The organism is Blautia sp. AF17-9LB (assembly GCF_003479185.1).
GTDB lineage: Bacteria > Bacillota > Clostridia > Lachnospirales > Lachnospiraceae > Fusicatenibacter > Fusicatenibacter saccharivorans.
In genome coordinates this window covers 42275-65297 of sequence record NZ_QUGU01000005.1, presented here as the reverse complement: position 1 = coordinate 65297, position 23023 = coordinate 42275, and the positions used below count along the sequence as shown (strand labels likewise).

The window sequence follows — 23023 nt, the reverse complement described above, 5'->3', positions numbered from 1 at the left end:
TACTTGCAACCCATAAAAAGTGTAAGAAAAAATGAATTATTACGGGGAACTTCAGCGGTAGCAGCCGTTGTTCTAGCAATACCTCTGCGGATGTGGATGTGAAGGCCGCCATAGAAAACACAAAGTATTATTTGAACAAAAACGGCAAAATGCAGACTGGCTGGCAGAAGATCGGTGGAAAATGGTATTACATGGATAAGAACGGAGCGCTGCAGGAATCTAAATGGATCAGCGGAATTTATTATGTAAAAGTCGATGGGCAGTCCGTTCGTCTGATGAAAGACCGGAAAGCTTTCCTTCCTCCCGGTAAATCGCACGGATCGGGTTCATGATGAGGTACAAAACAGACTGTTTCCTCAGATCTTTCGGTATGACCTCCAGTGCCTCATGGAACTTGCGCCTGTAATGTACCCAGCACCCTGCGATCTTCAGATCTCCAAAATATGATGTTCCTCAACTTCGACTTTTCAGGCACAAAGCGGTAACATCTGGATATGGCATCTGGAAGCTGTTTTCATTCTTTTTGCCGATCTGTTTTTTTCTTTTTGGCTGCTCTTATTGGACAGCACGATCTGTTCCATCATCAGCTGCATCTTATCATTGCGGGTCTGTGTCTGTTTTGTCAGTTCCTCCATCTGATCCTGAAGACAGAGAAACAGAAGAAAATATATCTGCCGAAAGTCCATTTCCGTTTTTGATACACATCACTGGAACTTTGGGCACAGTTGCTGTTCTTTTTTTGCCTTTTAACGCTAAAAGGTAATGTTTTTCTTGTGTGCAGTAAAGTGTTAGAGTATAATAAAACCAGTTTTTTTGCATAAGTTTAAGCGGAGAATCCTGCCGTAGCAGGATCCTTTCTTACGGTGTTATTTCACAGACGTAACCATAATAGTTTTACTGCAGGGGGGGATAGAAAATGAAAACAAAAGAGATTCAGGAACTCTATCAAATAAAATTACATAGTATGGACACGATCCTGCATCAGATATCGCTTATGGATCAGGTGGAAAATGAGCAGGAGCTGTCAGAAATTATTCACTCTTTGTTGCAGGCGATTGGAAACTATACAGGGGCAGACCGGGTATATGTTTTTGACTGGGAAACCGATCAGAAGGACAGTCTGAGCAATACATTTGAATGGTGTGCCGATGGAGTGGCACCAGAGATAGATAACCTTCAGGCAATCCCGGTCAGTTCGATGCCGAACTGGGTGAAACGATTTGAAAACAAGGAAGTAATCGTGATTCATGATCTGGAAGCGACAAAAAATTCTGAACCGGAAGAATATGAATTGTTAAAAACACAGGAAATATGTTCCTTGATTGCGGTGCCGATTTATGCCAATCATCAGATGAATGGATTCATCGGGGTAGATAATCCTGATTTGAGGCAGAATGAGATTTCCATTACACTGCTGTCTGATGTTGGCGGACATCTTGGATGTGTGAGGGAAAATCTGAAAAGTACGGTACTGTTGAAAAAGGCTCTTGATGAGGCGACAAAGAGGTCAGAGATTATTGCCGCAATTGCTACGTTGTATGTAACAATCGTACAAGCCAATGTTAAAGAGCGGACATATGAGCTTTTGAAAGGCCATGACCTTGTGCAAAAAATCCTTGGACAAAAGGGGAAAATTGATGATGTTATGGAAAGACTTCCAACAGCATTTGCCGCCCAGGAAGAGAGAAAAAAATACCGGGAGTTTCTTGACTTTGATACATTGACAGAGAGACTTCGTAATACGAATTTTGTTTCGATTGAATTTATGGGAGTAAACGGAGAATGGCGGCTGGCCAGATTTATTGTAAAGAGCAGAGATGCACATGGAAACGCTGTGGATGTGCTTTATGTCGTACGAGATATTACGGAAGAAAAATCACGGGAACTCATGTATCAGAAACAGCTTAAGGAAAGCATGGAAGATGCTCATCGCGCGAATCTTTCAAAAACAGCCTTTCTCCGGCGTATGAGCCACGATATCCGTACACCGCTAAACGGAATCGTGGGGATGATCCATATCGCTGAAAAATATAACAATGATGTGGTCAAGTTAAGGGAATGCAGGAAGAAGGTACTTCAGTCCGCCGATTATCTGCAAAATCTGATCAACAATGTCCTGGATATCAGCAAACTGGAATCCGGTTCCCTTGTGTTGGAACATAAATCCTTTGATCTGGCAGAACTGTTAAGGAATAATCTGACGGTTGTTGCAATGAGTGCTTATGAGAATGGTGTAAGATTTGAAGGCGGCGTGGAAGCAAGCACAATCCGCCACAGATATTTGATTGGAAGTCCGGTACATCTGAGCAGGGTTTTAATGAATCTTTCTTCCAACGCGATTAAATACAATCATTTTCATGGAACAGTGAATGTTCATTGCGAAGAATTATCGGATGATGGGAATATAGCTGTTTTTCAGTTTGTATGTTCAGATACCGGTCTTGGTATGAGTGAAGAATTTCAAAAACATGCGTTTGATGCTTTTGCGCAGGAAGGCAAACAGTCAACTACAACATTCAGTGGCTCCGGTCTGGGACTTTCGATTGTCAAAGATATTGTTGAACGGATGGGTGGAACGATAGAACTGGAAAGCGAAGAAAATGTAGGAAGCACGTTTACGGTTACGGTTCCATTTGAAATAGATTATTTGGCTGAAAATAATGATTCACAGAAGGACAGCTACTCACAGGACAGGGATCTGTCAGGAAAACGGGTGCTTCTTGTTGAAGATAATGTCATTAATATGGAGATAGCCCATGAAATCCTGGGGGAGGAGCATCTGAACATTACAGAAGCGAAAAACGGAAAAGAGGCACTTGAAATATTTCAGAATTCCAGGTTGGATGAGTATGATGTCATCATCATGGATGTGATGATGCCGGTCATGGATGGGCTGGAAGCAACAAAAGCAATTCGTATGCTGGAACGTGAAGATGCCAAAAAGATTCCAATCATTGCCATGACGGCAAATGCTTTTGAGGAAGATCGGAAAGCATGTCTGGAGGCCGGGATGAATGAACATATTGGAAAGCCGATTGATATTCCGCGATTAAAAAGAGCGATCACAAAACTGCTGACAAAAAAGGGGTAGTAAACGCAAAAACATAATCATTCATTGAAATTAAGAAAAACTATAGTAATTTTATTAGGACTTTTGATATTTAGCAGTCACCCTGGCAGGGTGCAAAAACACAGATAACACGAAAGAAGAAACCGAAAAGCCTGTTATTACCCTCGGCAGCGACAGCTATCCACCATACAATTATCTGAATGAGGATGGTGTACCGACAGGAATTGATGTAGAACTGGCTACGGAAGCATTCAAAAGAATGGGATAACAGGTGAAGGTTGTCCAGATCAACTGGGAGGAGAAAAAAGAACTGGTGGAGAGCGGCGAGATTGATTGTATCATGGGCTGTTTTTTCTATGGAAGGACGTCTTGACGATTACCGCTGTCCAGTCCACAACCAAACCGGAAAGCATCTTTCTGAACCGGACGGATGAGAGGATCCCAAAGCTGGGAAATCTGATCATCCTGGGACACCGGGAGCTGATCTATACGTTTCTGGGAAAAGGATATGTAGATGCGGTTGCTGCACACGAGGAATCTATCGTTCAGTATAGGAAGGATTATGATGCAAGCTTCCGTATCCTGGAAGAGCCTCTGATGATCACCGGAATAGGCGTTGCTTTTGCAAAAGAGGATGACAGGGGAATCTGTGAGCAGATGGGCCAGACACAGGAAGAGATGCGTCTGGATGGCACATCCCTGAAAATCATTGAAAAATACCTGGATGATCCCCAGAAGTATCTGGAGGTGGAGAAAAACGGATCCAGCTGCTCGGCGGTCTGATAGGAATCTGTGTAGCTGTAGTCTCTCTGTTTTATTTCTTCCACGCAGAAAAAGCAGAAGCAGAGAAAAGAATGGTGGAGATTGTAAACTATGTGAAAGTGCAGTGTTCCACTACACCCATTATAATGAATCTTCGGAATCCAAAAGTCTCCTCCGTGCCATTGAAAGTGCCAGACAAATGAGTACAAATATTAAAATGGAAACAGAAAACGGCGGGCAGCTAAGAGAGGATTTCCTGAAAGAAAAAAGGTGCCGACGTGACAAAAACATGGGATGGTCAGGAAGCTGTTGAACTGTTCAGAAATAGTGAACCTGGTGAATTTGATGTCATTCTTATGGACATTATGATGCCGGTCATGAATGGTTATGAAGCTACAAAGATGATTAGGTCTCTGGACAGAGAGGATGCAAAGAAAATACCGATCATTGCAATGACAGCAAATGCGTTCACGGAGGACAGAATAAGGGCAAAAGAAGCAGGGATGAATGAACATGTTGCTAAGCCTGTTGATGTGGAATTACTGATGAAAGTAATTTATAGCGGGAGTGCTATGAAGCATTAATAGTACATGAGAAAACAAGGAGGAATTCAGTTGTTGGAGAAAGCGGTTCAGGCTGCAATATATGAAAAAGCTCTTAAAAATCATTATATAGAAATCCTGTACATTGATTTTGAAGATACTCATGCGTTATGCATCTGGCAATATAGATGATCTTAATCGGATAAAACAGCAGATGACGATGGAAGCAATCACACAGGGAACAGCAGAACACATCATGCATCATGTTATGATCAATTTTATACTGAATGGTGAGATGCGTTTCATGCAGTTTGACTTTACAAGAGAAAGTGCAGATACAAAAAATGTTTTCCTGTTTGTGGAGGACTATACAGTTCCACAGCAGCAGATGATGCTGCTGCTGGAAAAAAGCTGGTTCTATAACAGAACCAGCTTTTTTGTGTATTCATGGACGAACTGTGTCCCTGTTTTGTGAGAACGGACAGTCTCGTAAAAAAGAGAGGCCTGTATATCGCTCTCAAAGGCGGCAAGTGCATCGCCGGTAAGAAGCCGCGGGGCGTCGGCTGCCTTGGCAATGAGCGGCAGAGAAGAACGTCTTCTAATCTCTTTTAACAATGCACCGGCACTTTTTCGGAAACCGAGAACACGGTTATAGCCGGCCGGGTACAATGTTTTCTGGTTCAGAAGCAGATGCATCAGGGCACGGCTGATGCGGGTGTAGGTCATCTCTTTTGTTTTGAGCTGCAGGGCGAACTCCGAGAATGAGGAGCATGCGTGGCGCTGGCGGAGGATGCGGTTGGCAAGATCCGGCGAAAGATCAAGATAAGAGGAAAGGGATTCCTTCGTTTCTGTGAGGAGCCGCGCGGCGAGGAGCAGGCTGAAATCATCGCTGGAAAGCAGGCCGTGTGCGGTGACGGCGTCCTGGAAAGCGGGATAGACTGCTTCCGGCATGCAGGAGGCGAGCGCGGACAGTTCCGGATCCTTATGCGGATTGGAAAAAAGAAGATTCCGCATTGCTGTAGCAGAAGGGAGTGCCTGTGTGAAAAGCGCTCCTTCGTGGTAGCCGCTGCCCTCCCGGCGGATCGTTACCGGCCGAATGCGGCTTTGTGACAGCAGAAGTGCCTGGACATATTCAATGCCTAAAATATTGTTTGGTTCTTTTAAAAAGGTATCAAGTTCTTCTTTTGAAAGCGAAGAGAAGGAAGCGCTGTCAGAAAAATAAGCGGAAAGTGCCTGTGCGCGCGCCGTCGGGAAGGAAAGTCCGTTCCGAAGCAGACCGGAGAGCAGCTCGCGGTATTCCTCCGGCTCGTGGAGCAGAACATCAGCGAGTTCCAGAAACGGCGCCGTGTCTCCATATTCACTGCCAAAGCAGAGAAAATCGACGCAGCCAAGCGCAGTAAGAAGCGATACCGCCCCGCGTGCGAAATGCTGTGCACTGCCGAGTGCAAAGTGACACGGAAGCTGTAAGATAAGGTCCGCGCCGCCAAGAAGCGCCAGCTCCGCACGGTCATGTTGGTCAAGAATCGCAGGTGCGCCGCGCTGGACGAAATCGCCGCTCATAATCACGACAAGATAGTCCGCCCCGGTCAGTTCCCTGGCTTTTGCCAGCTGATAAGCATGGCCGTTATGAAAAGGATTATATTCTGCAATGACTGCGGTAATGGTCATAAAACGTACCTTCTTTCGAAAAAAATAGCACGATTCCAAACAGAGAGGAACCGCGGATCACATAGCCCTATCGTAACAAAAACAGAAAAGGAATGCAAGAATTCCTCCGTTTTGGATTTTTTGTCCAGTTGTTTTGAATTTTATACTTGCGAAAGGGCAAAAAGCGTACTACAATGAGAATATCGAGTAAATTTATCGAAAGGAGTCAAAAGATCATGGGATTTATTGACACAATTAAAGCAAGAGCAAAAGCAGACAAAAAAACAATTGTACTGCCAGAGTCAGAAGACAGAAGAACATATGAGGCTGCTGCACAGATCCTGAAAGAGGACCTTGCAAATCTGATCATCATCGGAAGCGAAGAGGCAGTAAAGAAAGGCAGCGAGGGACTGGATGTCTCCAAAGCTACTATTGTAGATCCAGAGAAAAACGAGAAAACACAGGCTTATGTAGATAAGCTGGTAGAGCTTCGTGCAAAGAAAGGCATGACTCCGGAGAAAGCAAGAGAGACCATCCTGAATGACTATACATATTATGGCGTTATGATGGTTAAAATGGGAGATGCAGACGGACTTGTTTCCGGTGCCTGCCATTCTACCGCAAATACCCTTCGTCCATGCCTGCAGATCTTAAAGACCAAACCAGGTACAAAACTCGTATCCGCATTCTTCCTGATGGTAGTTCCGGACTGCGAGTACGGCGATGACGGTGTATTCGTATTCGGTGACTGCGGTCTGAACCAGAACCCGAATCCGGAAGAGCTGGCTGCAATCGCAGAGTCTTCCGCAGAGTCCTACCGCATGCTGACCGGAAACGAGCCAAGAGTTGCTATGCTTTCCCACTCCTCCAAAGGAAGTGCAAAACATGCTGATGTAGACAAAGTTGTTGAGGCTACCAGAATTGCAAAAGAAGCAAACCCGGATCTCGCTCTCGACGGCGAGCTGCAGCTTGATGCAGCAATCGTTCCGAGCGTAGGTGCATCCAAAGCTCCGGACAGCAAAGTAGCAGGAAAAGCAAACGTTCTGATCTTCCCGGATCTGGATGCCGGAAACATCGGATACAAACTGGTACAGAGACTGGCAAAAGCAGAAGCATACGGCCCAATGACGCAGGGTATCGCAGCTCCAGTCAACGATCTGTCCCGTGGATGCTCCGCAGAGGATATCGTTGGTGTTGTAGCAATCACTGCTGTACAGTGCCAGGCACAGTAAGCACGAAACAAAACCAATTACAAGCGGTTTTCTGGCCGGCTGCGGAGAACAGGCCGGCCAGAAGTTTTAATAAGACTTTTAAAATAGGAGAATTTAGAAATGAACGTATTAGTAGTAAACTGCGGAAGTTCCTCTCTGAAATTCCAGCTGATCAATTACGATAACCGTGACGTCCTGGCAAAAGGACTCTGTGAGAGAATCGGTATCGACGGACGCCTCGTTTATGAGCCAAAGAACGGCGAAAAAGAGGTAACAGAAGCAGCAATGCCGACACACGTAGAGGCAATCCAGATGGTTCTGGACGCTCTGGTAAACGAGAAGAGCGGCGTCATCAAGAGCCTGGAAGAAGTAGATGCCATCGGACACCGCGTTCTGCACGGCGGAATGAAGATCACAAACTCTGTTATCATCGATGACGAAGTAATCAAAGTTATCGAGGAGTGCGCTGACCTTGGTCCTCTGCACAATCCGGCAAACCTGATGGGAATCAATGCCTGCATGAAACTGATGCCGGGCGTTCCAAACGTAGCAGTATTTGATACCGCATTCCATCAGACCATGCCTCCGAAAGCATATATGTACGGTATTCCGAAAGAGTACTATGAGAAATACGCAATCCGTAAATACGGCTTCCACGGAACTTCTCATAAATTCGTATCCAAGAGAACCGCAGAGTTCCTTGGCAAAGACTACAACGATCTGAAGATCATCGTATGCCATATGGGAAATGGTGCTTCCCTTTCCGCTGTAAAGAACGGCAAATGTGTAGATACCTCCATGGGCCTTACCCCGCTCGAAGGTGTGATCATGGGAACCCGTTCCGGAGATATCGATCCGGCTTTTGTTGAGTATCTGTGCAACAAAGAGAACCTGACCGTATCCGAGGTTCTGAACATTCTGAACAAGAAATCCGGTATGCTCGGCATGACCGGCATCTCCAGCGATTACCGTGATGTATCTGCAGCAGCAGAGGCAGGTAATCAGGATGCCATCAACTGTCTGGAAGCATACGCTTACCGCATTATCAAATACATCGGTTCCTACATCGCAGCTATGGGCGGCGTAGATGTGATCACCTTCACCGCAGGCCTTGGAGAGAACGCTATTCCACTTCGTGAGACCATCTGCAAAGCATTTGAGTTCATGGGTCTGGAATTCGGTTCTGAGGCAAATAACTGCCGCGGCGTTGAGAAGATCATCACCAAAGAAGGCTCCAAGATTACAGCATGCGTGATCCCGACCAACGAGGAAATCGCAATCTGCGAGGAGACTGTAGAGTTAGTAAAAGGAAAATAAAAAATAATTCAAAAAGCAGTTGACAATTCTTACCTTCCCGGGTATAATTGGTAAAGTGTGATTAGGAGAACAATATGAAAATCAGTCTGACCAAGTTATTTGCGCAGGACGGAAAGTCCGAAAAGTATGAAATTCCGCTTACATCCGAAACTTTTTCGATCGGCGGGCAGGACTATCGGGTAATCGAAAAACATCCTGTTATCCTTGGCCTTACGCATGAAGGCAATCGTGTGATCACGATCACCGGCAGCGCAGACCTTACAATGGAGATTCCATGTGCAAGATGCCTGACACCGGTAGCGACTCCATTCCAGCTCGAGTTCGATCTGCAGATTGATCTGAATCTGTCAGAGGAAGAACGCGAGGAAAAAGAAGAGGACTCTTCGTTTGTGGAGGGAGACGAGCTCGATGTGGAAGAACTGGTTCGTAATGAGCTCATAGTCCAATGGCCGATTCGAGTGCTGTGTAAAGATGACTGTAAAGGAATCTGCAGCCGTTGTGGTGCGAATCTGAATATTCAGACCTGTGATTGTGATACCACAGGGCTAGACCCCCGAATGGCTGCAATCAAAGATATATTCAGCAAATTTAAGGAGGTGTAACTATGTCCATTTGTCCTAAGAATAAATCTTCCAAAGCAAGACGCGATAAGAGAAGAGCAAACTGGAAAATGTCTGCTCCGAACCTTGTAAAATGCAGCAAATGTGGTGCTCTTATGATGCCGCACAGAGTTTGCAAAGCTTGTGGTTCTTACAACAAAAAAGAAGTCGTTGCAATGGACTAATATTCATAAATCGGAATCAGTTCCGATGTGCAATGCAGCAAAAGGCTCCCGTCACCGGGGGCTTTTTTGTTGTCTCTGCGGGTTGTCTGGAAGCGTCATATAAAAGATTTGACGTGGTGTGTCGTGATGTGCTATAATGGTCTCGGTGAGAATTGAAACAATATTGCAACATTTTCGTAACAATTATAAAAAAGGAGTGCAAAGCATATGAAGAATAGACGAATCATATTTCTGGCAGCATGCATGTGCAGTGTAGTATTCCTCTCAGGATGTTCCACAGACAGTCTGATGGATAAAATGATGGGAACTGAGACGACGGTTTCGTCTTCGGCCAGTGTAGATATTTCAAAAGAGGACAGCGATGCTGTTCATGTAGATGCCAATCTGGAAAAGCCGGTTTTTTCGGTAAATCCGGTGGAGAGCCTGCAGATTCCCGTTGGAAATACATCTGGAAAGCTGACTTGTGAGGCAGGAATAACGGGAGAAGGCACAGTAACATATCAGTGGTATAAGAACAACGTAAATTCCAACGGCGGAGGAACGCCGATTGAAGGCGCAACAGAAGTGACATACCAGGTCGATACTTCGGCGGAGGGCAAAGATTACTATTACGTTGTGGCAACAAACACGGTTGGAAATACCGTTTCCATGGCGACGAGTACGGTAACAGAAGTTACGGTAATTCCGGCAGGGAAATGGGTTCAGAATGAAAACGGATGGCAGTATCAGAATAATGATGGAAGCTATGCAACCAATACCTGGCAGAATATCGACGGCTACTGGTACGTGTTTGATGAAAATTCATACATGGTGACAGGATGGTACTGGAGCGGAGAAGAATGGTATTATCTGGCGGACAACGGTCAGATGCAGACCGGCTGGTTCACGCAGGATGGTGAGGAATATTATCTGGATCCGGATACCGGTGTCATGGCACGGAATACAACCATAGACGGTCATGAGATGAATTCGAGCGGAGTCAAGGTTTCTTAAGAAAAATAAGACAAAACAGAGCGGGTGGATTTTGGAAAGATAAATCCACCCGCTTTTTTGGAATACAGGAGAAAGCGCGGATGGGCATTTGTGCTTGATTTTTGCAAAGGAGTTTAGTATAGTTAATACAGCACTTGCATGAGTGCTTTTAGAGCGTGGTTGAAAACGGTTTTTTGAAAGAAAAAGAGTTTTCAAACGCGCTTTAGAAAAGAGAAAAGAGGAAAAAACATGAGTGACTTAGTCAGAGTTGCAGTGGACGCGATGGGCGGCGATTATGCGCCTGCGGAGCCGGTAAAAGGCGCCGTTGAGGCCGTAAACGCAGATGAATGTGTCAAAGTCCAGCTGGTCGGCCAGGTGGATGTCATCGAAAAAGAACTGCAGAAATATACGTACCCGAAGGAGCGGGTTGAGATCGTTCCGGCAACCGAGATCATTGAGACGGGAGAGCCGCCGGTCAATGCGATCCGCCACAAAAAAGATTCTTCGATCGTTGTCGGCATGAAAAAAGTGCGCTACGGAGAGGCAGACGCGTTTGTCTCATCAGGAAGCACCGGAGCAGTCCTGGTCGGCGGACAGACGATCGTAGGACGCATCAAGGGCGTAGAGCGCCCGCCGCTGGCTCCGCTGATCCCGACGAAAGACGGTGTATCCCTTCTGATCGACTGCGGTGCGAATGTTGATGCAAGACCGTCCCATCTGGTGCAGTTTGCCATGATGGGTTCCATCTATATGGAACACGTTGTCGGCATTAAAAATCCGCGTGTGGGAATCGTGAATATCGGTGTGGAAGAAGAAAAAGGAAACGCGCTCGTCAAAGAGACGTATCCGCTTCTGAAAGAAACCCCGTATATCAACTTTGTCGGCAGTATCGAAGCAAGAGAAATTCCAAACGGAGCCGCAGACGTTGTTGTCTGTGAGGCGTTTGTCGGAAACGTTATCTTAAAGCTGTATGAGGGCGTCGGCGCGACCCTGATTTCCAAGGTAAAACAGGGCATGATGACATCTCTGCGCAGTAAAATCGGAGCCCTTCTTGTGAAACCGGCGCTGAAAGAGACACTGAAGTCTTTTGATGCCAGTGAGTACGGCGGAGCACCGCTGCTTGGCTTAAAAGGACTCGTTGTAAAAACGCACGGAAGCTCAAAAGCCAACGAATTTAAAAATTCCATTCTCCAGTGCATTTCATTTAGCGAGGAGAAGATTCCGCAGAAAGTGCAGGAGCATCTGGCAGACTATAAGAGCAGCAGGGAGGCAGCGAAAGATGGAATTTGAGAAATTACAGGAGATCATTGCGGATGTATTAAACGTAGATCCGAATGAAGTAACCATGGAGACAACCTTTACAGATGATCTGGGAGCGGATTCCCTGGATGTATTTCAGATTGTGATGGGAATTGAAGAAGAATTTGATATCCAGATCGAAGCAGAAGAAGCAGAGCACATCGTATCGGTTGAGGATGCGGTGGAAGCGATCAAAAAGAAACTGGCAGAATAATAGAAAATGGCGAAGGGGCTGTTTGCTACAGGACAGCCCCTTTGTTACCGTCCGCAGAACACCTGCAAACGGTAACTATGAGGAAGGACAGGCTTAAAACAGGTTATGAATAATATTGATAAACTCGTGGATTTGGAAAAGAAGATCCAGTATAAATTTCAGGATTTCGGACTGCTGGAGATGGCGATGCGCCATTCTTCCTACGCAAATGAGCACCATATGGAGCGCCTGGAGTGCAACGAGCGTCTGGAGTTCTTAGGAGATGCCGTGCTGGAAGTTGTATCCAGCGAATTTTTATACAAGACATTCCCGCGTCTCCCGGAGGGCGAGATGACGAAAAAACGCGCCAGCCTCGTCTGTGAACCGGCACTGGCATTCTGTGCCCGTGAGATTGACCTTGGAAGCTTTCTACTCCTTGGAAAGGGCGAGGAGGCAACCGGCGGCCGTCACCGCGATTCCATCGTTTCGGATGCTATGGAGGCAACGATCGGTGCGATTTTCCTGGACGGCGGCTTTGAACCGGCAAAAACGTTCGTTCTGAACTATATCTTAAACGATATCGAACACAAACAGCTTTTCTACGACAGCAAAACGATTCTGCAGGAGCTGATCCAGGGTGAGACGGATGAAGAGATTGTTTACACCATCTTAAAAGAAGAGGGACCGGATCACGACAAGAGCTTCTGGGCACAGGTCAGCGTCGGAAAGAAAGCGCTCGGTACCGGAAAGGGCAGAACGAAAAAAGCGGCAGAACAGGCAGCGGCATACGATGCAATTCTTGCCAGAAAAAAAGCGTAGGTGAATTATGTATCTCAAATCCATTGAAATGCAGGGATTTAAGTCGTTTGCCAACAAAACCATTCTGCAGTTCCACGACGGTATTACCGGCGTTGTAGGGCCGAACGGCAGTGGAAAGAGCAATGTTGGCGATGCGGTGCGCTGGGTGCTCGGCGAACAGAGCGCCAAGCAGCTCCGCGGCGGAAATATGCAGGATGTTATTTTCTCCGGAACCGAGACGAGAAAGCCGCTCGGCTACGCGTCGGTTGCAATTACACTCGACAATTCCGACCACAAGCTGAATGTCGATTTCGAGGAAGTCACGGTGACGAGACGGCTCTACCGCTCCGGTGAGAGCGAGTATCTGATGAACGGCGCATCGTGCCGGTTAAAGGACATCAACGAGCTGTTCTACGATACCGGTATCGGAAAAGAAGGCTATTCCATCATCGGACAGGGTCAGATTGATAAGATTTTAAGTGGTAAGCCGGAAGAGCGCCGGGAGCTGTTTGACGAGGCGGCAGGAATTGTCAAATTCAAGAGAAGGAAGGCCGTGACCGAAAAGAAGCTGGCGGAAGAGCAGCAGAATCTGGTGCGCGTCAACGACATTCTCTCGGAACTGACAAGGCAGTTAGAGCCGCTGGAACGCCAGTCTGAGACGGCAAAGATTTATTTAAAGAAGAAAGAGGAATTAAAGCTCCTCGATATCAATATGTTTCTGCTCGAGATGGAGCGCATCCGGAACGATCTCGCGAAAGTAGAAGACCGGTACCGGATTACAGAAGAGCAGTTAAAGAGCACGAAAGAGGCTTTTGAGCATACGAAGCAGGAGTATGAAAAGCTGGAACAGGAGCAGGAAAAACTGGACCAGACGATTCTTTCTGCGCGCGATCAGGCGGGGGAGAATGCACTGAAACGTCAGCAGCTCGAAAACCAGATCGAGGTGTTGAACGAGCAGATTCATGCATCAGAGAGGAACAGCGACACATTAAGAGAACGTCTGGAGGCGATCCGCGCGGAGAGCCGCACAAAGACGGCAGAAAAAAATACATATCAGGCAGAAAAGGACGGGCTTCATGAAGCACTTCTTGCGTCAGAGACGGAAAAGAGTGAGAAAGAGGCCGCTCTCTCGGAATGCCAGGAGCAGATCCAGGCAGTCGAGCTGCAGAGTGAACAGGATAAGAGCGAAGTCATCGGCCTTCTGAACCAGCGGGGTTCCACGAAGGGAAAAATGCAGCGCTACGATGCGATGCTCGAGCAGATCGGCATCCGAAAGGCAGAATTAAGCCAGAGGGTGCTGCATTTAAAGACGAGCGAGTCCGAACAGAACGGGCAGATGGAAGAACTGCAGAACGCGTTTGAAGCGCTCGAAGAGACGGTAAGCAGCCTGAAACAGCAGTACCAGGAGGCAGATCAGAAGATTACCGCGCTGACGGCGGATCTCTCGAACCAGACGAAAGAGATGGAAGCCGGCCAGACCAATTACCACAGAGAAGCGTCAAGGCTCGAATCCTTAAAGAACATCACCGAGCGGTACGACGGCTATGGAAACAGTATTCGGAAGGTCATGGAGCAGAAAGACCGGAATCCCGGCATCCACGGCGTTGTGGCGGATCTTCTGCAGGCGGAGAAAAAGTACGAGACGGCGATCGAGACCGCACTTGGCGGCAGCATTCAGAATATTGTCACCGACAATGAGGCGACGGCGAAATACCTGATTGAATACCTGAAACGGGGCCATTTCGGCCGTGCGACGTTCCTTCCGCTCACCAGTATGCGCGGGAAAAAAACGCAGGTGAATGAGGATGCGGCAAGAGAAACTGGTGTGCTCGGTGTGGCAAATGCACTTGTTTCGTACGACCCGGTGTATGAGGGCCTTGTGGCACAGCTGCTTGGAAGAACGCTGGTGGTCGACACGATCGACCATGCCATTGTGATCCAGCGGAAATACCGTCAGACGCTCCGCATGGTAACCCTCGAGGGCGAGCTCTTGAGCCCGGGCGGTTCCATGACAGGAGGTTCGTTCCGGAACAACAGCAACCTGCTCGGAAGACGGCGTGAGATTGAGGAACTCGAAAAGAGCGTACAGGGTCTTGCGAAGGAACTGCGGGAAATCCAGCAGGAACTTGAAGAGAAGAAAAATAAGCGGAATGAAATCCGCGATCTCCGCACCGAGCTGAATGAAAAACTGCAGCGGCAGTACATCGAGCAGAATACGGTGCGCCTGAATCTGGAAAAAGCGCGCGAGAAAAAGACGGAAATCCGTCTGGATTTTGAAGCGCTTCAGAAGGAGAGTCTCGAGATTGAAAATCAGATCGCCGAGATTGAGCGGAACCGGAAAGTCATCGGTCAGGAAATGCAGGAATCGGTGGAGCGGGAAAGCACGCTACAGGAGAATATCCAGAAGGCACAGGAGGCGCTTACAGGGCTTCGCCGCCGGGAAGCAGAATATACGAAGGATCTTGAAGAAATCCGGTTAAATTACGCAAATCTGTCCCAGAAGGATGGATTCCTTGCCCAGAACATCCGCCGTCTTGAGGAAGAGACGGGAAAACTGGAAGCGGAAAGCCGCACCATGCTGGAAAAAGCGGCGGAGGAAAAAGACGATGTCAAAAGGAAACAGCAGGACATCGTGGAGATCCAGAAGACGATTGCAGCAGCAGTGCAGGCAAAAGAAGAGGAAGACCGCCGGATTGTGGAACTGCAGGAGAAAAAAGAAGCATTAAGCGCAGATCACAAAGAATTTTTCGAGAAGCGGGATCAGCTCTCCGACCAGATTTCCCTGATGGACAAAGAGTGCTTCCGTCTGAACAGCCAGAAAGAAAAGCTGGAGGAGACAAAAGAGGCACAGACCTCGTATCTCTGGGAAGAGTACGAAGTGACACCGGGCCACGCAAGAGAGTTCCAGATGGAGGAGATTCCGGAGCGCAGTGAATTAAAGCGGCGTGTGCTGGAAGTAAAAGATGCGATCCGGAAGCTTGGCTCTGTCAATGTGAATGCGATTGAGGAGTACAAAGAGATTTCGGAGCGCCACGCCTTTCTCGATGCACAGCACACCGATCTTGTCAAGGCGGCAGAGACACTGCAGGGCATCATCGATGAGCTGGATGCCGGTATGCGCAAGCAGTTCACGGAAAAATTCGAGGAGATCCGGAAAGAGTTTGACCGCGTGTTCCGCCAGCTGTTCGGCGGCGGAAAGGGAACGCTGGAACTCGAGGAGGACACGGATGTACTCGAGGCAGGTATCCGCATCATTTCCCAGCCGCCGGGAAAGAAACTGCAGAATATGATGCAGCTCTCCGGAGGCGAGAAGGCACTGACCGCGATTGCGCTGCTTTTTGCAATCCAGAACTTAAAGCCGTCCCCGTTCTGTTTACTTGACGAGATCGAGGCGGCGCTCGACGATTCCAACGTAACGCGTTTTGCACAGTATCTGCATAAGCTGACAAAAAATACCCAGTTCATCGTCATCACCCACAGGCGCGGTACGATGACGGCGGCAGACCGTCTGTACGGCATCACGATGCAGGAGAAGGGTGTTTCTACCCTTGTTTCTGTCGATTTGATCGAGGGAGAACTGGACAAATAGAAACGAATAAGATACAATACGAAAGAAGTAAGATAGAAAAGATAAAGGGAGGCGAACGGTATGGCGGAGGAGAAAGTAGGCTTTTTCAAACGTCTTGTCAACGGTCTGACGAAGACCCGAGACAGCATTGTAGCTGGAATTGATTCTATTTTCAGCGGCTATTCCAATATTGATGACGATTTTTATGAGGAGATCGAGGAGATTCTCGTCATGGGAGATATCGGCATCAATACAACGACCAAAATTATTGACCACTTAAAAGAGCGGGTGGCAGAAGAGCACATTACCGATCCGGCAGAGTGCAAACAGCTTCTGATCGAGAGCATCAAAAAACAGATGGATGTAGGCGATACAGCCTATGAATTTGAAAACCGGAAATCGGTAGTGCTGGTGATCGGTGTCAATGGAGTCGGAAAAACGACCTCCGTCGGAAAGCTGGCCGGCCTTCTGAAGGATCAGGGCAAAAAGGTTGTTCTTGCGGCAGCAGATACGTTCCGTGCAGCGGCAGGCGAGCAGCTCACGGAGTGGGCGCACCGCGCCGGCGTGGATATCATCGGCGGACAGAACGGAGCAGATCCGGCGTCCATCGTGTACGATGCAGTCGCAGCGGCAAAAGCCAGAAATGCGGATGTGCTGATCTGTGATACGGCAGGAAGACTTCACAACAAGAAGAACCTGATGGAAGAGCTCCACAAGATTTACCGGATTCTGGAAAAAGAGTACCCAGAGGCATACCTGGAAACGCTGGTGGTGCTGGATGGTACCACGGGCCAGAATGCGCTGCAGCAGGCAAGACAGTTTGCGGAAGTGGCAAATGTCACCGGTATCATTCTGACGAAGCTGGACGGAACTGCAAAGGGCGGTATCGCCGTTGCCATCCAGTCCGAGCTTGATATTCCGGTCAAATACATCGGCGTGGGCGAGAGCATCCACGATCTGCAGAAATTTGATGCAGACCAGTTTGTAAATGCACTGTTCCATACATCCGAAGAGAATGCTTAAAAAGACAACAAGGAGAAAAGACTATGGCAGAAGAAATGCTGACACTCCCGAAATTTGAGGAAGCGTCTGAAATTGTAAAAAAAGTAACACAGGAGACCAAACTGGTTTACAGCAAATATTTCAGCGAGCAGACGGGAAATAAAGTCTACTTAAAACCGGAAAATATGCAGCTGACCGGCGCCTATAAGCTGCGCGGTGCCTATTACAAAATCAGCACCTTAAGTGAAGAGGAGCGCGCAAAAGGACTGATCACCGCATCTGCAGGAAACCATGCACAGGGCGTTGCGTATGCGGCAAAATGCTACGGTGCAAAGGCTGTCATTGTGATGCCGACGACCACACCGCTCATCAAAGTAGAGCGTACCCAGAGCTACGGCGCTGAGGTTGTTCTGTACGGAGATGTGTACGATGAGGCATGTGCAAAAGCATACGAGCTTGCAGCAGAGCATGGCTATACCTTTATTCACCCGTTCGATGATCTGACCGTTGCAACCGGCCAGGGAACCATCGCTATGGAAGTGATTCAGGAGCTTCCGCTCGTAGATTATATCCTTGTTCCGATCGGAGGAGGCGGACTGGCTACCGGTGTTTCCACACTGGCAAAACTGCTGAAACCAAACATCAAAGTCATCGGTGTTGAGCCGTCCGGAGCAGCCTGTATGAAGGCTTCTTTTGAAAAAGGCGAGGTAACGACCGTATCTCCTGTCAGCACAATTGCAGACGGTACTGCAGTACAGACACCGGGATCCAAGATTTTCCCGTATGTAAGACAGAACCTGGACGAGATCATTACCGTGGATGATGATGAGCTGATCGTAGCATTTCTTGATATGGTAGAAAACCACAAGATGATCGTCGAGAACTCCGGTCTTCTGACTGTGGCTGCATTAAAGCATCTGGATGTCAAAGGCAAAAAGATTGTTTCGATCTTAAGCGGCGGAAATATGGACGTCATCACCATGTCTTCCGTGATCCAGAACGGACTGATCCAGAGAGACCGTATCTTTACTGTATCCGTTCTTCTGCCGGATAAACCAGGCGAGCTGGTACGCGTTTCCCAGGTGATTGCAAACGAGAACGGAAACGTCATCAAACTGGACCACAACCAGTTCTTCACAACGAACAGAAGTGCTGCAGTAGAGCTCCGCATCACAATGGAGGCATTCGGCACCGATCACAAGAATCGTATCGTCAAAGCACTGGAAGAGGCAGGCTATACACCGAAGATTGTAAGACCGAATCTGTAAGAATAAAAATTGCAGAGAAAATTCTGAAAAAAGGAAAAATAAAAATCAGAGGAGATCCGAAAAAGAATTTCCTCTGATTTTTTTGAGAAGGAAAAAACCCTTGCATGCACAAGGGTTCTCATTCTGCGGAAGATGGGACTTGAACCCACACGATCGCAATGACCACCAGATCCTTAGTCTGGCCTGTCTGCCAATTCCAGCACTTCCACATGTTATGTAGTTTTTTAAATTTCGTGCGGAAGATGGGACTTGAACCCACACGATCGCAATGACCACCAGATCCTTAGTCTGGCCTGTCTGCCAATTCCAGCACTTCCGCATGTTCTTTAAGTTTTTGTCATCTCGCTGACGACAAGATGTATTATAGCACCAGAGTTGTAAGCCGTCAACACTTTTTTTGAAAAAATTTGAAAAATTTGAAAAATAAAAAAGGAAATCGGAATCGGGCACCGAATATAGGAAATAGGAGGACAATGAAAAGAACTGTTACAGGCATATTACCGGGAAAGAGGTGGTCTTCGTTTGAACTTGAGAGAATCGTTTGAAGAACGGGAATTTCAGGAGCTGAGTCCTTATGCGGCGCACAGCCGGAATTCCAGAGGAAGGGACCGATATGAACCGGAGTGTGACATCCGCACCGTCTACCAGAGAGACCGGGACCGGATTCTCCACTCCAAAGCCTTTCGCAGGATGAAAGACAAAACACAGGTGTTTCTCGCTGCGCAGGGCGATCATTACCGGACCCGCCTGACGCACACACTCGAGGTGTCCCAGATTGCCCGCACGATTGCGCGGGCGCTGAATCTGAATGAGGATCTGACCGAAGCCATTGCGCTTGGCCACGATCTCGGACACACGCCGTTTGGCCATTCCGGGGAAGCGGCGCTCAATGCGGTGCATCCCGGGGGCTTCCGCCACGCGGAACAGAGCGTCCGTGTCGTGGAGGTTCTAGAAAAGGAAGGACAGGGCCTGAACCTGACCTGGGAAGTGCGGGATGGAATTCTGAACCACCGCACGGCGGGAAAGCCGTCGACCCTGGAGGGACAGGTTGTGCGTCTCTGCGACAAGATCGCCTACATCCACCACGATATGGACGATGCCATCCGTGCCGGCATTTTAAGCGAGGATGACATCCCGATTACGATCCGCGTCGTCCTTGGCGATACATGCCGCGAGCGGCTCAATACGCTGATCCACGACATTGTGGAGCAGAGCCGCGGAACGGAGTATGTGCGCCAGTCGGCGGAGATTGCCGAGGGCATGCGCATGCTGCGGGAGTTGATGTTCGCGAACGTCTACCGCAACCCGGAGGCGAAAAAAGAGGAGGAGAAGGCAAAAAAGATGCTGATTTCCCTCTACACCTACTACCAGGAGCACCCGGAACAGATGTCCCGCGAGTACCGGAATCTGATCGGGTGCGGCGAGGACAAGACACAGGTAGTATGCGATTACATTGCCGGTATGACCGATCAGTATTCCATGCACAAATACGAGGAGCTGTTCGTGCCGAAAGCCTGGGCGGTTTATTAGATACAGGGAGGAAAAAATGCGATATTCCGATGATTTAGTGGAAGAGATTCGTATGAAAAATGACATCGTAGATGTGATATCCGGCTACGTAAAGCTGACAAGAAGAGGAAGCTCTTACTTCGGGCTCTGCCCTTTCCACAATGAGAAGTCCCCTTCCTTTTCCGTCAGCCCAGGAAAGCAGATGTATTACTGCTTCGGATGCGGAGCCGGAGGAAATGTTTTCACATTTTTGATGGAATACGAAAACTTCACGTTTGTGGAAGCCTTGAAATTTCTGGCCGACCGGGCCGGGGTGGAGCTTCCGCAGATGGAGTATTCGAAAGAAGCAAAGGAGCAGGCGGATTTAAAGAACACGCTGCTGGAAATCAACAAACAGGCGGCGAAATTCTATTATTACCAGCTCCACACCGAACGCGGAAAACAGGGCTACGATTACCTGAAGGGGCGCGGCCTTTCGGATGATACGATTCGAAAATTCGGCCTTGGCTATTCAGATAAGTATGGAAGCCTGCTGTACCGTTTCTTAAAAGAAAAAGGGTATGACGATGAAATCCTGCGTCAGTCGGGCCTTTTTCTGGCGGACGAGGTGCATGGCATGCAGGACAAGTTCTGGAACCGTGTCATTTACCCGATCATGGATGCCAACAGCCGTGTCATCGGCTTCGGAGGCCGTGTGATGGGGGATGGAAAGCCGAAATACCTGAATTCGCCGGAGACAAAGATTTTCGATAAGAGCCGCAATCTCTACGGGCTGCATCTGGCGCGCTCTTCACGGAGAAAAAATCTGATTATCTGCGAGGGCTATATGGACGTCATCTCCATGCACCAGGCAGGATTCAATAACGCGGTAGCTTCTCTTGGAACAGCACTCACATCGCTGCAGGCGGGGCTGATGAAACGGTATACCGACGAGGTTCTTGTGATCTATGACAGCGATGAGGCAGGCGTCAAAGCGGCGCTTCGTGCGATTCCGATGCTCAAAGGGGTTGGTCTTACAACGCGTGTCGTCAATTTGAGACCGTATAAGGACCCGGATGAGTTTATCCAGCACGAGGGCTGCGAAGCGTTCGAAAAACGTCTGGAAGAGGCGGAGAACAGCGTTTTGTATGAGATCCGCATGAAGGAACGCGATTTCGACCTTGCCGACCCGCAGGGCAAATCCGATTTCCTGCATGAGGCGGTGCGTCGTCTCGTTGCAATCGAGGATGAGATCGAGCGGAACAGTTATCTTGAGGCAGTGGCAGGAAAATACGGGATTGCCGTCGAAGTACTGCGAAAGCAGGTCGGTCAGATGGCACTATCAGGAGCCGGAAGGACGGAGCGTGTCAAGCCGCGGAATACAGCCGCAAACAAAAAAGAGAAAGAGGGCGGTGTCGAAAAAGCACAGAAGCTGATGCTGACATGGATGACCTCTTATCCGGCGCTCATTGGAAAACTGGAAAAATATATTACGCCGGAGGATTTTACCACACCTCTTTACCGCCAGATTGCAGAGATGATTGTGCTGCAGTATCACGAGGGCGGGGTGAATCCGGCAAAGCTTTTGAATCAGTTTGTTGATTCCGAGGAGCAGAAAGAAGTTGCAGGCCTTTTTAATGCCAGAATCCCGCTGGAGACAGAGGAGGAAAAACGGCGCGCGCTGCATGATGTGATCTGCAATATGAAAGAAAACAGCATTGCGTATCAGTCGGCACATATGAATGTGACCGATATGGCGGCGCTGCAGAAGCTGATGGCGGACAAAAAGAGCCTGGAGCGGTGGAAAGCAGGGGAACTTCCGGATTTCGCTTTTTAAGGAGGCCTGGATACCAAAGAAAAACCCTGGAATCTTCTGTTCTGCGTGTTTAATTTCGCAGGGCAGGGACAGAATATATACAAGCTATGGAAGGATGGACAGTCAATGGAGTTCGATAAAGCAAAATTTATGGAAAAATTAAAAGAGCTGGTAGCATACGGCAAAAAGAAAAAGAGCGTCCTGGAATATCAGGAAATCAACGACTTTTTCCGCGATATGCCGCTGGATGCGGAGCAGATGGAGAAGGTATTTGAATACCTGGAGGCAAGCGGTATCGACGTACTGCGCCTCTCCGATATGACCGAGGATCCAAATGCGGCAGACCGCGATCTTCTCCTTCTGGACGACGATGACATCGACCTTTCCGAGGAAGAAGAGATCGATATGGAAAACATCGACCTTTCCGTTCCGGAAGGCATCAGCATTGAGGACCCGGTCCGCATGTACTTAAAAGAGATCGGTAAAGTGCCGCTTCTTTCCGCAGAGGAAGAGATCAAGCTGGCACAGAGAATGGAAGAGGGCGATGAGGATGCGAAAAAACGTCTGGCAGAGGCCAACCTTCGTCTCGTTGTTTCCATTGCAAAACGTTATGTCGGCCGCGGCATGCTGTTCCTGGATCTGATTCAGGAAGGTAACTTAGGCCTCATCAAAGCGGTTGAAAAATTCGATTACCGCAAGGGATACAAATTCTCCACCTATGCAACATGGTGGATCCGCCAGGCAATCACAAGAGCGATTGCAGACCAGGCGAGAACGATCCGTATTCCGGTTCATATGGTAGAGACCATCAACAAGCTGATCCGCGTTTCCCGTCAGTTACTGCAGGAGTTAGGCCGCGAACCTACTCCGGAAGAGATCGCAGAGGAGATGCACATGTCTGTAGAGCGTGTGCGTGAGATCCTGAAAATCTCCCAGGAACCGGTTTCACTCGAGACACCAATCGGTGAGGAAGAGGACAGCCACCTCGGTGACTTCATCCAGGACGACAATGTGCCGGTACCGGCAGACGCGGCAGCATTCACCATGCTGAAAGAGCAGCTGGAGGATGTCTTAAGCACACTGACCGACCGTGAGCAGAAGGTTCTGCGTCTCCGTTTCGGACTTGACGATGGCCGTGCGAGAACCCTCGAAGAGGTTGGTAAAGAGTTCAACGTTACAAGAGAGCGTATCCGTCAGATTGAGGCGAAAGCGCTTCGAAAGCTCCGCCATCCGAGTCGTTCCAGAAAACTCAAAGATTATCTGGACTAAGTTTTCAGTCAGGAGAA

The 23023-nt window shown here is 48.4% G+C and carries 19 protein-coding genes, 2 tRNA genes and 2 pseudogenes; 19 read left to right on the top strand and 4 right to left on the bottom strand.

Going from position 1 to position 23023, the window contains the following annotated elements; translation table 11 throughout:
* Positions 1-92: 92 nt before the first annotated feature.
* Entirely contained in the window at positions 93-332 is a 240-nt protein-coding gene (locus DWX00_RS20700) for a hypothetical protein (protein ID WP_438267032.1), read from the top strand.
* Here DWX00_RS20700 and DWX00_RS20065 read toward each other — a convergent pair.
* Positions 253-435 (bottom strand): annotated as a pseudogene (locus tag DWX00_RS20065) (IS66 family transposase); the annotation flags it as partial. The gene DWX00_RS20700 and the pseudogene DWX00_RS20065 sit on opposite strands and share 80 nt — an antisense overlap.
* Positions 436-916: 481 nt before the next feature.
* Between DWX00_RS20065 and DWX00_RS06905 the strand changes: the two are divergent.
* The 4 genes and pseudogenes from DWX00_RS06905 to DWX00_RS06890 all read left to right on the top strand — a co-directional run bounded on the left by DWX00_RS06905 (position 917) and on the right by DWX00_RS06890 (position 4849).
* Positions 917-3091 (top strand): hybrid sensor histidine kinase/response regulator, encoded by a 2175-nt coding sequence (locus tag DWX00_RS06905; protein WP_118594900.1) that lies wholly within the window; start codon positions 917-919, stop codon positions 3089-3091.
* A 24-nt stretch (positions 3092-3115) separates the two neighbouring features.
* Positions 3116-3853 (top strand): annotated as a pseudogene (locus tag DWX00_RS20695) (substrate-binding periplasmic protein).
* 257 nt (positions 3854-4110) lie between these two features.
* Positions 4111-4416, top strand: coding sequence for a response regulator (locus DWX00_RS06895; RefSeq protein WP_055228394.1), 306 nt, complete (start codon positions 4111-4113; stop codon positions 4414-4416).
* 121 nt (positions 4417-4537) lie between these two features.
* On the top strand, positions 4538-4849 hold the full coding sequence (locus DWX00_RS06890; RefSeq protein ID WP_147342484.1) for a hypothetical protein: 312 nt from the start codon (positions 4538-4540) through the stop codon (positions 4847-4849).
* On the opposite strand, the gene DWX00_RS06885 is transcribed toward DWX00_RS06890, so the two are convergent.
* Positions 4792-6042, bottom strand: coding sequence for a tRNA(Met) cytidine acetate ligase (locus DWX00_RS06885; RefSeq protein ID WP_117805083.1), 1251 nt, complete (start codon positions 6040-6042; stop codon positions 4792-4794). The two genes, DWX00_RS06890 and DWX00_RS06885, sit on opposite strands and share 58 nt — an antisense overlap.
* 215 nt (positions 6043-6257) lie before the next feature.
* Here DWX00_RS06885 and pta point away from each other — a divergent pair, with 215 nt between their 5' ends.
* From pta to ilvA, 11 genes are all read left to right on the top strand, one after another.
* Positions 6258-7253 carry a phosphate acetyltransferase gene (gene pta / locus DWX00_RS06880; RefSeq protein WP_022462726.1) on the top strand — a complete coding sequence of 332 codons (996 nt, stop codon included), beginning with the start codon at positions 6258-6260 and terminating at the stop codon, positions 7251-7253.
* 99 nt (positions 7254-7352) lie between these two features.
* A complete protein-coding gene (locus tag DWX00_RS06875) occupies positions 7353-8549 on the top strand; it encodes an acetate kinase (RefSeq protein WP_118594899.1) in 1197 nt (398 codons plus the stop codon).
* 74 nt (positions 8550-8623) lie between these two features.
* Complete coding sequence (locus tag DWX00_RS06870; RefSeq protein WP_055267341.1) at positions 8624-9151, top strand: YceD family protein; 528 nt, start codon at positions 8624-8626, stop codon at positions 9149-9151.
* Between the two features lie 2 nt (positions 9152-9153).
* Positions 9154-9333: a 50S ribosomal protein L32 gene (gene rpmF, locus DWX00_RS06865; RefSeq protein ID WP_022462729.1), complete on the top strand. Its 180-nt coding sequence runs from the start codon at positions 9154-9156 to the stop codon at positions 9331-9333.
* A gap of 207 nt (positions 9334-9540) precedes the next feature.
* On the top strand, positions 9541-10326 hold the full coding sequence (locus tag DWX00_RS06860) for a hypothetical protein (RefSeq protein WP_055218872.1): 786 nt from the start codon (positions 9541-9543) through the stop codon (positions 10324-10326).
* 228 nt (positions 10327-10554) lie between these two features.
* A complete protein-coding gene (gene plsX, locus DWX00_RS06855; RefSeq protein ID WP_118594898.1) occupies positions 10555-11595 on the top strand; it encodes a phosphate acyltransferase PlsX in 1041 nt (346 codons plus the stop codon).
* Positions 11585-11818, top strand: a complete 234-nt coding sequence (gene acpP / locus DWX00_RS06850; RefSeq protein ID WP_117802558.1) for an acyl carrier protein — start codon at positions 11585-11587, stop codon at positions 11816-11818. The genes plsX and acpP overlap by 11 nt, the downstream gene beginning before the upstream one ends.
* 105 nt (positions 11819-11923) lie before the next feature.
* Entirely contained in the window at positions 11924-12616 is a 693-nt protein-coding gene (rnc, locus tag DWX00_RS06845) for a ribonuclease III (protein WP_055218876.1), read from the top strand.
* Between the two features lie 7 nt (positions 12617-12623).
* Positions 12624-16184: a chromosome segregation protein SMC gene (gene smc, locus DWX00_RS06840; protein ID WP_118594897.1), complete on the top strand. Its 3561-nt coding sequence runs from the start codon at positions 12624-12626 to the stop codon at positions 16182-16184.
* 60 nt (positions 16185-16244) lie between these two features.
* On the top strand, positions 16245-17186 hold the full coding sequence (gene ftsY / locus DWX00_RS06835) for a signal recognition particle-docking protein FtsY (RefSeq protein WP_022462735.1): 942 nt from the start codon (positions 16245-16247) through the stop codon (positions 17184-17186).
* 35 nt (positions 17187-17221) lie between these two features.
* Entirely contained in the window at positions 17222-18433 is a 1212-nt protein-coding gene (ilvA, locus tag DWX00_RS06830) for a threonine ammonia-lyase (RefSeq protein WP_055219017.1), read from the top strand.
* Between the two features lie 124 nt (positions 18434-18557).
* Here ilvA and DWX00_RS06825 read toward each other — a convergent pair.
* Both DWX00_RS06825 and DWX00_RS06820 read right to left on the bottom strand, forming a co-directional pair.
* A tRNA-Leu gene (locus tag DWX00_RS06825) sits at positions 18558-18642 on the bottom strand.
* 25 nt (positions 18643-18667) lie between these two features.
* Positions 18668-18752 (bottom strand) — tRNA-Leu (locus tag DWX00_RS06820).
* A 203-nt stretch (positions 18753-18955) separates the two neighbouring features.
* Here DWX00_RS06820 and DWX00_RS06815 point away from each other — a divergent pair.
* From DWX00_RS06815 to rpoD, 3 genes are all read left to right on the top strand, one after another.
* Entirely contained in the window at positions 18956-19963 is a 1008-nt protein-coding gene (locus tag DWX00_RS06815; protein WP_055218880.1) for a deoxyguanosinetriphosphate triphosphohydrolase, read from the top strand.
* A gap of 16 nt (positions 19964-19979) precedes the next feature.
* Positions 19980-21758 (top strand): DNA primase, encoded by a 1779-nt coding sequence (dnaG, locus tag DWX00_RS06810; RefSeq protein WP_055228390.1) that lies wholly within the window; start codon positions 19980-19982, stop codon positions 21756-21758.
* A gap of 105 nt (positions 21759-21863) precedes the next feature.
* Complete coding sequence (gene rpoD / locus DWX00_RS06805) at positions 21864-23006, top strand: RNA polymerase sigma factor RpoD (RefSeq protein ID WP_055228389.1); 1143 nt, start codon at positions 21864-21866, stop codon at positions 23004-23006.
* Positions 23007-23023: the final 17 nt, after the last annotated feature.